Source organism: Undibacterium sp. Ji49W (assembly GCF_049340205.1).
Taxonomy (GTDB): domain Bacteria; phylum Pseudomonadota; class Gammaproteobacteria; order Burkholderiales; family Burkholderiaceae_D; genus Undibacterium.
Genome location: NZ_JBMPOW010000012.1, coordinates 70,882 through 84,624 on the forward strand (window position 1 = coordinate 70,882; position 13,743 = coordinate 84,624).

Annotated in this window: 11 protein-coding genes; 6 read left to right on the forward strand and 5 right to left on the reverse strand. The window is 49.2% G+C overall.

The annotated features are described in order from the left end of the window. Window positions 1–38: 38 nt before the first annotated feature. The 3 genes from ACO0LK_RS16045 to ACO0LK_RS16055 all read left to right on the forward strand — a co-directional run bounded on the left by ACO0LK_RS16045 (window position 39) and on the right by ACO0LK_RS16055 (window position 4,413). A complete protein-coding gene (locus tag ACO0LK_RS16045) occupies window positions 39–965 on the forward strand; it encodes a TraB/GumN family protein (protein ID WP_422976698.1) in 927 nt (308 codons plus the stop codon). Between the two features lie 285 nt (window positions 966–1,250). Further along, the gene (locus ACO0LK_RS16050) at window positions 1,251–3,377 is read left to right on the forward strand and encodes a peptidase domain-containing ABC transporter (RefSeq protein WP_422976700.1); all 2,127 of its coding nucleotides are present in this window, start codon (window positions 1,251–1,253) and stop codon (window positions 3,375–3,377) included. A gap of 739 nt (window positions 3,378–4,116) precedes the next feature. Then, window positions 4,117–4,413 carry a hypothetical protein gene (locus ACO0LK_RS16055; RefSeq protein ID WP_422976702.1) on the forward strand — a complete coding sequence of 99 codons (297 nt, stop codon included), beginning with the start codon at window positions 4,117–4,119 and terminating at the stop codon, window positions 4,411–4,413. Window positions 4,414–4,523: 110 nt separating this feature from the next. Here ACO0LK_RS16055 and ACO0LK_RS16060 read toward each other — a convergent pair whose 3' ends face one another. Continuing rightward, a complete protein-coding gene (locus tag ACO0LK_RS16060; protein ID WP_422976704.1) occupies window positions 4,524–5,489 on the reverse strand; it encodes a ribonuclease Z in 966 nt (321 codons plus the stop codon). A gap of 174 nt (window positions 5,490–5,663) precedes the next feature. Between ACO0LK_RS16060 and ACO0LK_RS16065 the strand changes: the two genes are divergently transcribed. Continuing rightward, entirely contained in the window at window positions 5,664–6,956 is a 1,293-nt protein-coding gene (locus tag ACO0LK_RS16065) for a GNAT family N-acetyltransferase (protein WP_422976706.1), read from the forward strand. Between the two features lie 176 nt (window positions 6,957–7,132). Here ACO0LK_RS16065 and sodC read toward each other — a convergent pair whose 3' ends face one another. Then, the gene (sodC, locus tag ACO0LK_RS16070) at window positions 7,133–7,645 is read right to left on the reverse strand and encodes a superoxide dismutase [Cu-Zn] SodC (protein WP_422976708.1); all 513 of its coding nucleotides are present in this window, start codon (window positions 7,643–7,645) and stop codon (window positions 7,133–7,135) included. Between the two features lie 294 nt (window positions 7,646–7,939). On the opposite strand from sodC, the gene ACO0LK_RS16075 reads away from it, so the two are divergent. After that, the gene (locus ACO0LK_RS16075; protein ID WP_422976710.1) at window positions 7,940–9,055 is read left to right on the forward strand and encodes a hypothetical protein; all 1,116 of its coding nucleotides are present in this window, start codon (window positions 7,940–7,942) and stop codon (window positions 9,053–9,055) included. 83 nt (window positions 9,056–9,138) lie between these two features. Here the strand turns inward: ACO0LK_RS16075 and ACO0LK_RS16080 are convergent, their stop codons facing one another. Beyond that, window positions 9,139–10,311, reverse strand: coding sequence for a DUF4157 domain-containing protein (locus tag ACO0LK_RS16080; protein ID WP_422976712.1), 1,173 nt, complete (start codon window positions 10,309–10,311; stop codon window positions 9,139–9,141). A 251-nt stretch (window positions 10,312–10,562) separates the two neighbouring features. Beyond that, on the reverse strand, window positions 10,563–10,991 hold the full coding sequence (locus ACO0LK_RS16085; protein WP_422976714.1) for a hypothetical protein: 429 nt from the start codon (window positions 10,989–10,991) through the stop codon (window positions 10,563–10,565). A gap of 331 nt (window positions 10,992–11,322) precedes the next feature. Here ACO0LK_RS16085 and ACO0LK_RS16090 point away from each other — a divergent pair, with 331 nt between their 5' ends. Then, a complete protein-coding gene (locus ACO0LK_RS16090) occupies window positions 11,323–12,849 on the forward strand; it encodes a family 43 glycosylhydrolase (RefSeq protein ID WP_422976716.1) in 1,527 nt (508 codons plus the stop codon). 140 nt (window positions 12,850–12,989) lie between these two features. On the opposite strand, the gene ACO0LK_RS16095 is transcribed toward ACO0LK_RS16090, so the two are convergent. After that, complete coding sequence (locus tag ACO0LK_RS16095; protein ID WP_422976718.1) at window positions 12,990–13,682, reverse strand: glutathione S-transferase family protein; 693 nt, start codon at window positions 13,680–13,682, stop codon at window positions 12,990–12,992. Window positions 13,683–13,743: the final 61 nt, after the last annotated feature.

The window sequence follows — 13,743 nt, forward strand, 5'->3', positions numbered from 1 at the left end:
TTTCGTCACGCGAAAATTTCGGATCAGATTCAACATATATGAATATAAATACAGGTAATGCGAGATTATTTCGGACACTATTTTCGTTGTTTTTTCTCATTATTTTTTTAGGACAAGTAACTACAGCGAGTGCCGCAGTCATTTATAAAGTTGAAGGGGAAAATGGTAGTGCCTATCTAGTGGGCGCCATGCATATAGGTACAGAAAACCTATATCCTTTAGACCCCAAGTTAGAAGAAAAATTAAAAACCTCACGATTCCTGGCAACAGAGGGAGCAATTGGCCAAGATCCAGAATGGGGCCACTCATTAGCGAAACTATTGAAATTATCAGCTAACGAGCATATTGAAGATTTCGTTTCACCTGTTTATTTTGAAAAGGCTAAATCGATTTTAAAAAACAAGGGGACTTATCCTGCACAAGTAATTGACCAATTTTCTCGTTACTATCCATTTCCAACTTATCAATTAGTTGGCGATATTGTTCCCGCAGACAACCACCTATATTTACCTGGTACTGAAATGTATCTCGGTGCCATTGCTGACCGCAATAACATCCCAAAAGTGATTCTTGAAGATCCAGCAGATTTCGTCAATGCTGTAAAAAGTTTTACGTTATCTGAGATGGATATATTGATGCAGTCAGTAATATCGCTGTTTGAAAACAAAACGCTTAGAGATAAAAATTTTTCTCATAGCCAAAAACTCGCTGCGCTGACAAAGCAAGGTGATTTTGCAAACGTAAAAAAAATTGATGAGGAGTTTATGATTCAAAATTTATCTTGGACTCCTGGAATATTCAATAAACTGACAAATCAACGTAACTTGGGAATGTCGAAAAGAATTATCGAATTAATGAAACAAGGTGCACCGGTTTTTGTTGTTGTAGGCGGCTCTCATATTCCAGGACCAGAGGGGATAGTAAATTTACTTCGATTAGCAGGCTATACAGTCACTGAGGAATAACTCATGCGTTGGAAAGTTTCAAAATTTAAGCAGCCCATATTATGCGGTCTTTTAAGTTTCTCGGTCGGTCTTTTAGGAGGCGTATTGAAACAGGAGATAACATCTTTTGATACAACAGCCATCTTGAAGATATTCCGTTATTATTTTCTATTAGGCTTCGGGGTTGCTTGGATTCTCTCTCTGTTAAAAAAAGACGCCGATTAGTACTGTTTTTAACTGATTTTAAAATATATGCACATCTGATGATGTGAATAAAAAAGTACTTCTGCAATTCACGTCAAACAAATGAATTTAAAACTCCAAACAGAATCCAGCGAGTGCGGCCTGGCCTGCCTCGCCATGGTTGCCAGTCATTTTGGCTATCATACTGACCTCGCAGACCTGCGTCGTCAATTCTCCATCAGCCTCAAAGGCGCAACGCTGGCGCAACTGATGCGTCATGCATCGGCCATGCAATTGAGCAGCCGCCCCTTGCGTCTGGAATTGGATGAACTGGATCAACTGGCCCTGCCCTGTATCCTGCACTGGAACCTGAATCACTTCGTGGTGCTGAAAGCGATACGCAAGGACTGGCACGGCAAGCAAACACTGATTTTGCTCGACCCTGCTGTTGGTGAACGCCGCGTCTCTGTCGAAGAAGCGTCCAAACATTTTACTGGTGTCGCCCTTGAGCTGGCACCCAGCCCTGCTTTTAAACCCAAGGAAGAAAAGAAGCAAGTTGCCCTGCGTGATTTGACTGGTCACATCGTTGGCCTCCGTCCGGCCATCGTCAAAGTCATTGCCCTGGTGCTGGCTTTGGAAATCTTCGCGATTTGTGCACCTTTGTTCAATCAGTTTGTTGTGGATGAAGTCATCGTCAGTGGAGACAAAGAGCTATTAACCATATTGGTTTTTGGTTTTATCTTGTTAATGATTACTCAAAATGCCATTGGTCTTGCACGTAGTTGGTTTTTGATGCGTTGGAGTATGGATATCAGCTTCCAATGGTCTTCGCGAGTATTAACACATTTAGTACGTTTGCCTGTTTCATATTTCGAAAAGCGGCATCTGGGTGACATACTGTCTCGATTTGGCGCTATTGGAGCCATACAAGGAACTTTAAGCAGTATATTCATCGAAAGTGCGCTTGACGGCTTGATGGCAATGCTTGCATTGATCATGATGCTGGTATACAGCATGAAGTTGAGCGCGTTGGTTATAGGCGCTGTGGTCTTGTACGCTGGCCTGCGCTGGGCTTTCTACCAGCCTTTCCGCGAAGCATCACAAGAAAGACTGATCCTGTCCTCCAAAGAAAGCAGCCACTTTCTGGAAACCATGCGGGCTGTCACACCATTAAAATTGTTTGGCCGCGAGACTGAGCGCCTGTCGCGCTGGCAGAATTTGAAGATGGATGTGCAGAACCGCGATATCAAGACGCAAAAGCTGTCTATCATCTTCAAGGTCAGCAATACGCTGATCTTTGGCATACAGGGTCTGACTCTATTTTATATCGGTGCTGGCCAGGTCATGCAAAACACGCTGACTGTGGGTATGTTGATGGCGTTTTCCAGTTATGCCGGTACGTTTACTGGGCGCATTTCCAGTCTGATTGATGTGTTCATCAGTTACCGCATGTTGAGTCTGCATAGTGAAAGGCTGGCCGATATCGTGCTGGAAGAGGCCGAGCCAGAAACAGAAATGGAAACGGATGTCTCGCGCATCCATCCTGAGATTACTCTTAAAAACATCAAGTTCCGTTATGCAGAAGGTGAACCCTGGGTCTTGAAGGATATTAACTTGACTATCCCGGCAGGGCAAAGCATTGCGCTGGTTGGCCCCAGTGGTTGTGGCAAGACTACTTTATGCAAAATCATTCTTGGATTATTAAAGCCGACAGAAGGTGAAGTCCTCATTGATAACATCCCCATCACGCAACTGGGCGTCAAGACTTACCGACAACTGGTGGGAACAGTGATGCAGGATGATGTTTTACTAGCGGGTTCCATCATGGACAACATCAGCTTCTTTGATAGCCACATCAATCAGGAACGTGTCGAAGAAAGTGCCATGCAGGCCGCTATCCATCAGGAAATCAGCGCCATGCCCATGGGCTTTCAGACGCTGGTGGGGGATATGGGCAGTAGCCTGTCTGGCGGACAAAAGCAGCGTGTCTTGCTGGCCCGTGCTTTGTACAAGCAACCCAAGATACTGGCACTGGATGAAGCGACCAGCCATCTGGATGTGAATAATGAACATAAGGTGAATCAGGCTCTGAGTCAACTGAAACTCACCCGTATCATGGTGGCGCACAGGCCAGAAACCATCAATGCGGCAGAACGTGTAGTGTCGATTCAGGATGGTACTGTTGTGGAAGTGCGGGCGGCTATGGCGAAGGCCGTACTTGAGGATGTGACTGAGTTGAAACTGGCTTAAAAATTAGCCCGAGCCTTATTCTGCATAGTACAAGAATAAAAAAATTTAGTCCTGAAATTCAAACTCTAAAAACAGCAAAGAATAGTTGGGTTAATGAAACAAGATGAGCCGTGTTTTTTCTAGCAACTCTCATATTCCAAGACCAGAGAGAATAGTAAATTCACTTCGATTAGCAGGTCATACAGTCACAGAGGACTAACATGAGTTGGAAAATTTCAAAATTCAAACAGTCAATACTATGTGGTCTTTTAAGTTTTTTGGTCGGACTTTTAGGAGGGGTACTGGAAGGGGAGATAACGTCTTTTGATATTACAGTTATTGTGAAGATCTTGATCCATTATTTTCCAATAGGCTTCCTGTCTGCTTGGATTTACCTTCTGTTTAGAAGAGATGCCGATTAATACTAATTTTCAACTAATTTTAAAACGATAGTAAACTATATAAACAGGAGTCACGTAATGAAACCTAAAACAGAAATAGTATTAACAATTAGCATCTCTACGCTGATTCTTAATTTTGCTCTCGGGTATTTTCTTTTTTTTATCGTTCAGAGAGAAAATGATTCTGTTGTAGCAGGGATTAAGTTCTCGTTGCTGGCGATTGTCTCGGTACTTTTCGTTTGGTTTATGTGGTCACACAGGACAGCGAGAGGAATCTCGTATCGCATCTGGAAGTAAGAGGCGTTCAAAATCGTCTAAACCTCAAAGGAACCAAAATAAAAATTTTAGCAAATGAATACATGTCTGTCGTACTCATCTTTTTTATGAAAGAAATAATGATGTCAAAACCAGTCAAAGATTTTCTGCGATTTTTCTTTCCGATGTTAATTGGATTGCTGATTACCGATTTTGTTTTCCGTGAACTGAGAATTGACCGCAGTGGCTTGATGTTTACCGAAAATTTCAATTTAAAAATTGCATTAGCCCATGGTTTTTCAGTTTTCGCTTTGTTCATTGGAGCATACTGGCTATTGGGGAAACTGCCGGTATTCAAAAAAGACATAATCCCGGCATCATCTCCTCAAGACCAGGCTTAAGAATTTACCGGAATTAAAATTTTCCTGACGCAGGCAAAGAGAAGAAGCAATACCACAACGGGCCTTTTGGTACCTAGGCCCGTTGTTAACCACACATTAACCACACATATTCAAAGCACCTCTACACGACTCAATTCTCCATTCTTATGCAGCCTGAAACGGGAAAAATCTTCTGCCAGAAATAACTGGCCATGGTAGTGGGCTTGCGCCTCGGTACGGATGTCGGCAATCGAAGGTGATTGTGCCGGGTCATACTGGTAACGCGGGCTGAAGTGGGTCAGCACCAGATTGGGCAAACCTATGTCGGTCGCAAATGTAGCCACGTCAGCGGCAGAACTGTGCTGCACCCGTGCACCAACTTTTTCTGCGATGTCGGTCGTGTAGGTCGCCTCATGCACCAGCACCTGGGCCGTTGCACATACCTCGTGTAACAGACTTGGCGTGTCGTTATCGCCACCAACCACAATGCGGCGGGCTGTATGCGGGTAAGTCAGGTAATCGCTGCTGCGCAGGGTTTGCCCTTCGTGTGCGACATCTTCACCGTTTTTTAATCTCCCCCACAAGCGGCCTTGCGGTATCGCTTCGGCCCGTAATTTCGCAATGTCCAGCACTGATTCAGTCCGTGCTTCGGTAAAGCTATAAGCGAATGAAGGTACACGGTGAGACAGCTTCGTGGCCTGCACATGCAGCTTGCCATCGGTCCAGCCTTGCATGCTTTCTACGGCGATAAATTCCAGTTCAAACGGTAAAAATAATTCTGTCAGTTCTTGCGTTGCCTTGAGCCAGCCAGCAATACCTGCCGGAGCAATAATCGGCAATGGTGCCTTGCGGCCTGACATGCCTGCACCAGCCAGCAAACCCGGCAAGCCATAGCAATGATCACCATGGATATGGGTAATAAAAATCGCCTGCAAGCCGTGCACCGACAAAGGGGTGCGCTGCAACTGATGCTGCGTGGCTTCGCCACAATCCACTAGATACCAGTCACTGCCCTGCTCCGCCAGAACAGCCAGCCCGGTCACATTCCGCTGCCGCGTCGGCGCGCCGGCAGAGGTGCCTAAAAATAGAATATCCACACTTTCCTTTTATACTTTAACGCTTATTTAGTCCTTGACACAGCACGCCACAAATAAGCCATCGCAGCTGCGTGATCCGCCACATTAGCACAAAGCGCTGGAGCAGAAATCATGTTCATGTTTCGACAGGATATACAATAGGCGGCATTCAGATTCACCAATCACACCACGCCTATGAAAATCCCTGCCGCCCTGCAATCACTGACCAGCTCACTCATCGCACGCAACAAAGAAAGAAAACGCTTGCGTGGCCCGGCGGATCTGCATTATGCGCTGGCGGATTCAATCAGCCTGCTGGATGCAGCAGCATGGCGAGAAGTGACGGCCCAGGCTGGCTTCTTCATGTCGCTGGAGTATCTCAGCACGCTGGAACAGGTTTTGCCCGTCAACCTGTCGGCCCGCTATGCCCTGATTTTTAGTGGGCTGGGTGCTGACCGTCAATTGGTGGCGGCGGTGTATATGCAGATTGCCGACATCAGCCTGGCGCAGACGCGGCCAGAAAAGCCTGAGAAAACTACAGAAGCAGATAAAAAATGGGCTTTACCGCTAGACCAGTTGGCGCAGGCAGCCAGGCAGCGCGTGCTGACTTGCGGTAACTTGCTGATCTATGGACAGCATGGCATTGCCTTTGCACCGGATGTGGATAGCAAGCTGGCATGGCATGGCGTGGTGGAAGTGCTATACCGCGTGCGCCAGGCCGAAAAACTGGCAGGCAAGACGCATTTTGTGATGATCAAGGATTTGCATGATCCTTACATCAAGCAGGCTGCACATCTGGAAAACCTCAGTTATCGTTATATCGAAACTGAACCCAATATGATGTTGACGCTGGCACCGGAATGGAAGAATTATGACGATTATCTGGCCAGCCTGGCATCCAAATACCGCGCCAATATCCGCAATGCGATTTTTAAGCCTATGGATGAAGCAGGCTGCACGATAGAACACCTGCCCGACCTGGCTCCGCATATCGACGACATTTTTGCGCTGTACAAGGCGGTGCAGGTGAATGCCGGTTTCCGTCCGTTTGAACTGGTGCCTGACTATTTTCTGGCGCTGCAAAATGTTGCGGGTGATCGCTTCCGTTGCAGCATCGTCAAACGCGATGGCAATTTGCTGGGCTTTTTGATTTCAGTGGCGGATGGTGATACGGCCATTGCCTACCACATAGGTTTTGACCGCGCTGCGGCAGCCGACCTGCCGATTTATCTGCGCCTGCTGCACGCTGGCATTGCCGATGCACTGGCGCTGGGATGCAGGCAGATATCGTATGGCCGTACCGCGCTGGAACCCAAGGCGGCCCTGGGTGCCAAGCCACAAACCTTCGGCATCTTCGTGCGCCACCGCCAGCCCGTATTAAACAAGCTGATGAAGCGCCTGCTGCTGGGTATAGAACATGAAGATGCGCCGGAACGCAACCCGTTCAAAAAAGCTAAAGGCGGCAAAGACGGGGCAGAGGCAGCATAGGGGCAAGCCCCACTGCTACCCGACTTTTTATTTTAGAAACCTGTTTACGATCTGTAGCGAGCGAGCGTCAGCGGGGTAAAGAGCAGCGCAAAAAGCGGAATGTACTCTAGTACATGAGCATTTTGAGCAGCGCATGAACCCCGATCACGCTCGCGCAGTAAGATCGTAAGCAGGTTTTAAGAAACGCCACAGACAACGCGTGCCCCGCCGCCCCCCAGCACTGCCGGATGGTCGGAATGGTTGTCGCCGCCTACATGTATCATCAGTGCCCGACCTTTCAGGTCAGCCATTTTCAGGCGCGGGGCCAGTACAGGCTGGTTGGCATTGCCACTGGCATCGACATACAGCGGCGGCAAATCACCCATGTGGCCATCACCCCATGGAGTACCGTGACGGTTGGTGTTTTCCGGATCATAGTGGCCACCGGCAGCGATGGCAGGCACCATTTTGCCATCTTTTTCTTTGGTGCTGCAATCCGCATTCTGGTGTACATGGAAGCCATGCAGACCAGGTGTCAGTCCAGTCAGGGCCGGGGTAAATACCAGACCATATTTACTTTCAGAAACAACAACCTGCCCCAGCTTGTTGCCCACGCCAGCCTCGCTGACCTGGTTCATGGGGATGGTGACATCAGCCATTGCCAGCAATGGGAAAGCGGCGGCGATGCAAAAAAACAGACGGGATTTCATACTCAATTCTCCAAAATACGCTACAAGTCGCGGGTTTACATTCAGCGCTGGCAGCGTGTGGCTGCCGCGCAATGCCCTGACTATAGGTGACAATCTGTATCTTGGCAATTTGAAATGCCTTCAGGAAAGTGTGCCAGTTTCAACAAATCAGGCGCTGACTGGTAGACAAATGCCCGGCGCTGCTCCCATAATCTGTTTCAGGTAATCTACTTAAGTTAATCTACGTAAAATAATTCAAGTACAGCAGCAACGTGACCCCAACCGGGCCGATTGACTGACCAACCGAGACAGATCGTGTTTGCCTTCAACTTTACCGCCAAAAACAACAGCCAGACGGTCGTCACTGACAGGGTGGTTGCTGCCACCTATGAAGAAGCCCTGGCGACATTGCAAAAAGCCGGCTACACCGACATCAACATGATCAGCAATGCGGCCACCGCGATCAACCTGAATGACGACAATTCAAGAAACCGGCTGGAACTGACAGCAGCAGAAGAACAGCAATTGCAGCGCCAGCCAAGCCTGTTGATGCAGTTGGCCATGCTGTTTGCCCGCAATGCCAGTTGGTGGGGGCCCTTGCTGGTGTTGTGGGCGATTGCCACAGCCATGTATGGCTATGCCAGCACGGCTGCCATCATCCCTGCCGCTTTGCTGTTATTGCACCTACTGGGCTTTATCTGGTCCAAAGTACCCATGATTTTGTACAACCGCACACTGGAAGCCTGCACCTGGAACCGCTGGGCAGAGGCTGAGCGTATCATGCGTGCGCTAGCCCGCTGGAAATCATGGTTCAAGATAGCGATACCCGAACATGAAATCATCTTTAGACTGGCTACTGCCGAAGCCGGTCAGGGTCGCCTGGCCGACGGCTTGAAACGGGCTGCGGTGTTAAAGCACGACGCCTCGCTAAAACCAGGGTTTTATGAATCCAGATTGTCGTCGGTGTATTTTGCTGCACGCGATTTCCAGCAGGTTGCCCTGGTCCAGCATACCTCACGCAAACTGAACCCCGGTGTCGCCCCCAGCATCGACCTGGCCACTACCCTGGCTCGCCACCTGAATAATTTCAAAGCGGCAGAATTGCTGCTGGCAGATATCGACAAGGCTACTCTGTCGCAGTTGGAACGCCTGTTTTTCTTCATTTGCCAGGGTGTCATCAGCCTCAACACCGGGCGGCCAGAACTGGCCATCACCCAATTAAACGAAGCCTATGAAATCACCGCAGCCTATGCCAGCATGCCGCTGATGCAGGCCAACGTTACAGAAATCCGTGCCCATCTGGCCCTGGCCTTGTGTGCCTGTGGCCGCCAGGTGGAAGCCAACCCGCATGCGCTGGCCGCCCACACAATGCTGCTGGCCTGGCAGGATACGGCGATGTTGCAACGTCTGAAGGATGCGTTGCGGGGGTGAGGTATGGCGGGTGCGGTGGATCGTGTATTGCTGACTCTGGGAGAGCCAAATATTGAAGGCACCCATTGCAAGGGTCGTCGGTTTTACTTCGATTTGCCACCGGCCAATGCGGCTAAAAATGCATCGAAGTCATCGCTGTGCGCTTTAAGCGCCGCTTCTATGGTTGCCTTGGGTATGCTCTTATTTTTTGGGTAACAGGTATCAACAGAAAAAAGTTTTCCATCCATGCTAGTGCAGATCATTTCGATATTGCCGCGCCTGCCCCGCCTTTTACTTCCGCCTTCGTGTTCCCAAGCGTAAGCTGCTCCAGCCGCGCATTCTTTTGCAATAAATGCACTGAGTTCCTCGAGACTCATGTCATCAAACATTGCAACATTATCACCGGCATATGCTGTCCCGCTTTTTTGTGCAAAAAAAATACCTGATGGTGTATGGCGCTCCCAACTATGTTGGGCTGCTTCTTCTGAACAGTCCACGGATGTTGGTTTAATTTCTTCATGTGCTTTACCTTCAACAGCCACGAGACGTCTTTCCAGAGGTGTTCGGGAATCACCATAGATTATGGTAATACCGTTTTTAGAATCCCATTCATAGTCAACCACATCACCATCTTTGCATTCCGCATCACCCCATTTTGCATCAGCGTTAATTTCTTGTTCCGAACCATTGCCTTTCCGTATAGATTTCTTGTCTTTTATTAGGGTTCCTTTTAACTTCATCAACTGAAATACCGGCCGCCCCGATACCGCCATCGCCTGCGCCACCCCACCATCCTGTCCGACCCCACTCTTTACAACCGTCGTGCCCGCACTCAGCGCCCTCGCCCCCATGATATCGGCTTCTGATTCCAGCCCCACGTCATCATTGATGCTGGTGCCTGATTTCATCTGAAAAGTTGGCCTGACCCGGCCCTGCTTTTGCTGGACGACATGCCAGGCTTCGTGCGGCAAATGCTGCTCTTGCCCAGGAGCGATATGGATGTCCGTACCTTGCGCAAATGCATGCGCCTGCATGGCTGCTGGTTGTGCCGAGTTGTAATGCACCTTGACATCGTCCATCGCCATGCCGGACAGGTTTTCTACACCTGCTTTTAGATTATCCGGCATGCCAGTGTTATTTGATGCGGGTGCATGCCCGTCTGCGGCATGCCCAGCTTGCCGCTGTACGGGTGGCTGTATTGGCTGCCGCTGAGGGGTGTGTTGTTGCATGCGTTGTGCCGTGGCCTGCATTTGCCGGGCTTGCGGGCTGTTGTCCATGGCTGCCTGCAAGCTGTTGAGCCGTTGCGACTGTGGGCTCTGGTCTGCCATTTCCTGAAAACGCCCCTGTAGCACCGCTTCTGGCCTGTGGTCAACAAAGGCTGTAGCCACATCCGCAGCCAATTGACTGACTGGTGCAGTCTTCAGCGCTTGCGTTTGCTGTACCTGTTCGGACGGTACCGGGGCTTGCGTCTTCATGGGTGTTTGTCGCTTATAGTTGCAAGCTTACATGAAAAATAAGGGGCAATAATTCAGCCTATCCGTTTTTCTGCTGTCGCAACAGCAGGCATGCCCAACAAAAATTTGACTATACCAAACAGCATCAAGATTCTGGCTGGCAGAATGATAAATACCGCAATACTACCGACCAAATAAGCACCGCCACCGCCTTCTACCGTTGATGCAAACATGGCGGCCGCGATCGTTAACAGTGTCATCACTACACCGACCATCAATAACTTACCACCAGGTATCGGTGCAGGCACGCGCTCCCGGAATTTTTCAGATCTGAAAAACCATGCCGTGATCAAGGCTGCCGGTAAATATTTGATGAGCACAGTCAGCAGAGTCGCCATACCGTGCGGCATCATATGAATGCCCGGCACAAACATCATCAGATAAGTGCCAATTGGAAACAGATCGGCAAGTAAAAACGTAAAGCCCAAAAAGACGTAGGTCAATTGTATTCCTATCATTGAATCCCGGTAGCACTTTGCCCAAGTGGCACCGGATAAGTTTATCAAACCTGCAACTTAACAGAATAGCAAAGATAAAGCAATTTGCCCTGGTGCCTATGCTTGTACTTGTTAAGCCACAACTCTGCTCGCCATATTTGCCCTGATCAAGCTTATCAATAACTCATATGCCAAATCCATCTAGCAAAAGCGAAAAAAGGCATTGGTCAATTCAAAAATTAGCAAGGATGCTGATTGTCGGATGAACAAGTCTCTATTGTGCATCCACATTGGCGTTTTAAAACGCAAACTAAAAATCAAAATAACGGAGACAAAAATGAACACAAAATCGACATGGGGACTGTTTTGCAGGTGGGCCAGATTGCTACTGATGAGTGTATGTGCCTTGGCTGCCATGCCCTCTTACGCAGCCAGCCAGGTGATACAGAATGACGTTTTTTGGAAAGACACTGCCGGCAACAATATCTATTCGCAGGGTGGCGGCATATTGAAGGTGGGTAGTACGTATTATTGGTATGGCGTCAAATATAATGGTGCGGTGACTTATGCGGCCAATCCGGCATCCAAAAATTCAGACACCAGTTTCAATGCGGTGACGGTCTACTCATCCACTGATCTGGCGCACTGGAAATTTGAAGCCAATGCCATTTCAGTGGCACCGGCAGGGCAAGTGTTTGAATCGGCCACATGGCTGGGCCGCCTGGGTGTGGTGTACAACAGCACGACGCACAAGTATGTGCTGATCACGCAATATTCCAGCACTGCCATGGGGGCTGGCGTATTGTTTGCCACCAGCAGCTCGCCCACTGGCCCTTTTGTGTATGACCACATGCAGGCGCAGATTACCAATGTGGTGACACCGTCTACCGGTGACCAGACGGTGTTCATCGACGATGACGGAAAGGCGTATCTGGTCTTCAGCAATTCGAATGGCCGCTCGCATTTATATGTGGCCCCTGTCCGCACGTCCGATTCATTGAATATCGAAGCAGCCACCAATATCTACAATAGCGGGTCTGGCGGTCGCGAAGGCAATGCCATGTTTAAATACAATGGCATCTATTATTTCTGTTCGTCTGATCTGCATGGATGGAATGCCTCGCACACCTACTGCATCACGGCCAATAATATTACTGGCCCCTATTCTGCCGAATTTGTCGTGGCAGGCACGGACGCCGATTTTTCACATGTGACGCAGACAGGCTTTTTTATTCCCGTGCATGGCAGTGCCGGTACGACGATTTTGTTTGCCGGTGACCGCTGGAGTGACTTTGCTGGCAATGGCATAGGCTATAACCAATGGACGCCGCTTTCGTTTAGCGGCAGCACGCCCAAATTCAACTCACTGAGCCAGTTTAATCTGGATGCAGCAACAGGTAGCTGGTCTGTTGGCAGTGGCAACAACTACATTCTCAACCCCAGTTTTGAAGCAGATCGTGTAGGGCAAAACGTCCTGGCTGGCTGGTCAAACTGGAGCAATCTGTCCGGCGTAGACCCCAACAGCAACGTGGCTGGTGGCCACAGTGGCCGCTGGGCAATGACGCAAAGTTATACAGCCGCCTACAGCGCCAGCATGTACCAGAATGTCACGCTGCCGAATGGCACCTATACCCTGAAAGCCTGGGTAAGAAGCAGCGGCGGCCAGAGTATTGCGAGGATATATGTCAAGAATTTTGGCAGTGCTGAAATAGACTATTCCATCAACACCAGCATTGCCAACTGGACGCAGATTTCGATTCCCAACATCGTCGTCAGCAACGGCACGGCACAAGTGGGCGTGTACTCGGTGGCCAATGCCAACAACTGGGTAAGAGTGGATGATTTTACTTTGATCAAAAACTAAAGACCGACACAGCCCGCCTGCCGTGGTTCACCGCAGATGGGCAAACCCGATTATTTTTTTACTTTATCAAAACAGGCCAAACGCTGCGCGCAAGGTTTGGCCTTGTCTTGCAAGACATGCTCATCTGTCAGCAGCGCAGATCAGGCGGCAACCAGACGGGCATTTTGCGGATACATCGCCGCCAGGGTTTCTGCATCAATAGCGGTCTTGAAGGCATGTGCAGTCTTTAAATTGTCTGCACGCTGTGCAGCAGGCCGGGCATTGATATCGTCGAACAGACGCTTCACGTTGGGCAACTGACTCCAGGCATCATCGCCAATAATGAAGGGTATCGCTCGCGCCCATCCCCAGAACGCCATATCGACGATGCTGTAGGTATCACCCACCAGATACTGGCGCTGTGTCAGACGCGCATCCAGTATGCGCCAGTGCCGCCAGGCTTCAAAGTCATAACGATTCAAAGGATAGGTCTTGGGTTCAGGCGCAAAATGCCTGAAGTGCACCGCCTGCCCGGAAAACGGCCCTATGCCAGTAGCAATAAACATCAACCATGACAGCAGGTCAGCACGGTGAACTGGGTCAGCCGGTAAAAACTGGCCAGATTTTTCAGCCAGATAAAGCAGGATGGCATTGCTGTCAAACACCACTGCACCCACTTCGTCATCAAAGATGGCCGGCGTTTTTCCGTTAGGGTTAATCGCCAGAAAATCCGCGCCATGCTGTTCGCCTTTTTGGGTATCAACAGGCACCAGTTCATATGGCAGACCAGACTCTTCCAGAAACAGCGCAATCTTGGCCGGATTGGGCGATGGGTGATAATAAAATTTGATCATAAATAAACTTCTTCAAGAATTTGCATCAGGGGATGATGAGCCGTTTACATGCGCCCATCAT

Bases quoted from the DNA above. Each gene is read 5' to 3' on its own strand.
- ACO0LK_RS16045 (WP_422976698.1), top strand. From the start codon at position 39: ATGAATATAAATACAGGTAATGCGAGATTATTTCGGACACTATTTTCG.
- ACO0LK_RS16050 (WP_422976700.1), top strand. From the start codon at position 1,251: ATGAATTTAAAACTCCAAACAGAATCCAGCGAGTGCGGCCTGGCCTGC.
- ACO0LK_RS16055 (WP_422976702.1), top strand. From the start codon at position 4,117: ATGTCTGTCGTACTCATCTTTTTTATGAAAGAAATAATGATGTCAAAA.
- ACO0LK_RS16065 (WP_422976706.1), top strand. From the start codon at position 5,664: ATGAAAATCCCTGCCGCCCTGCAATCACTGACCAGCTCACTCATCGCA.
- sodC (WP_422976708.1), bottom strand. From the start codon at position 7,645: ATGAAATCCCGTCTGTTTTTTTGCATCGCCGCCGCTTTCCCATTGCTG.
- ACO0LK_RS16080 (WP_422976712.1), bottom strand. From the start codon at position 10,311: ATGGACAACAGCCCGCAAGCCCGGCAAATGCAGGCCACGGCACAACGC.
- ACO0LK_RS16090 (WP_422976716.1), top strand. From the start codon at position 11,323: ATGAACACAAAATCGACATGGGGACTGTTTTGCAGGTGGGCCAGATTG.
- ACO0LK_RS16095 (WP_422976718.1), bottom strand. From the start codon at position 13,682: ATGATCAAATTTTATTATCACCCATCGCCCAATCCGGCCAAGATTGCG.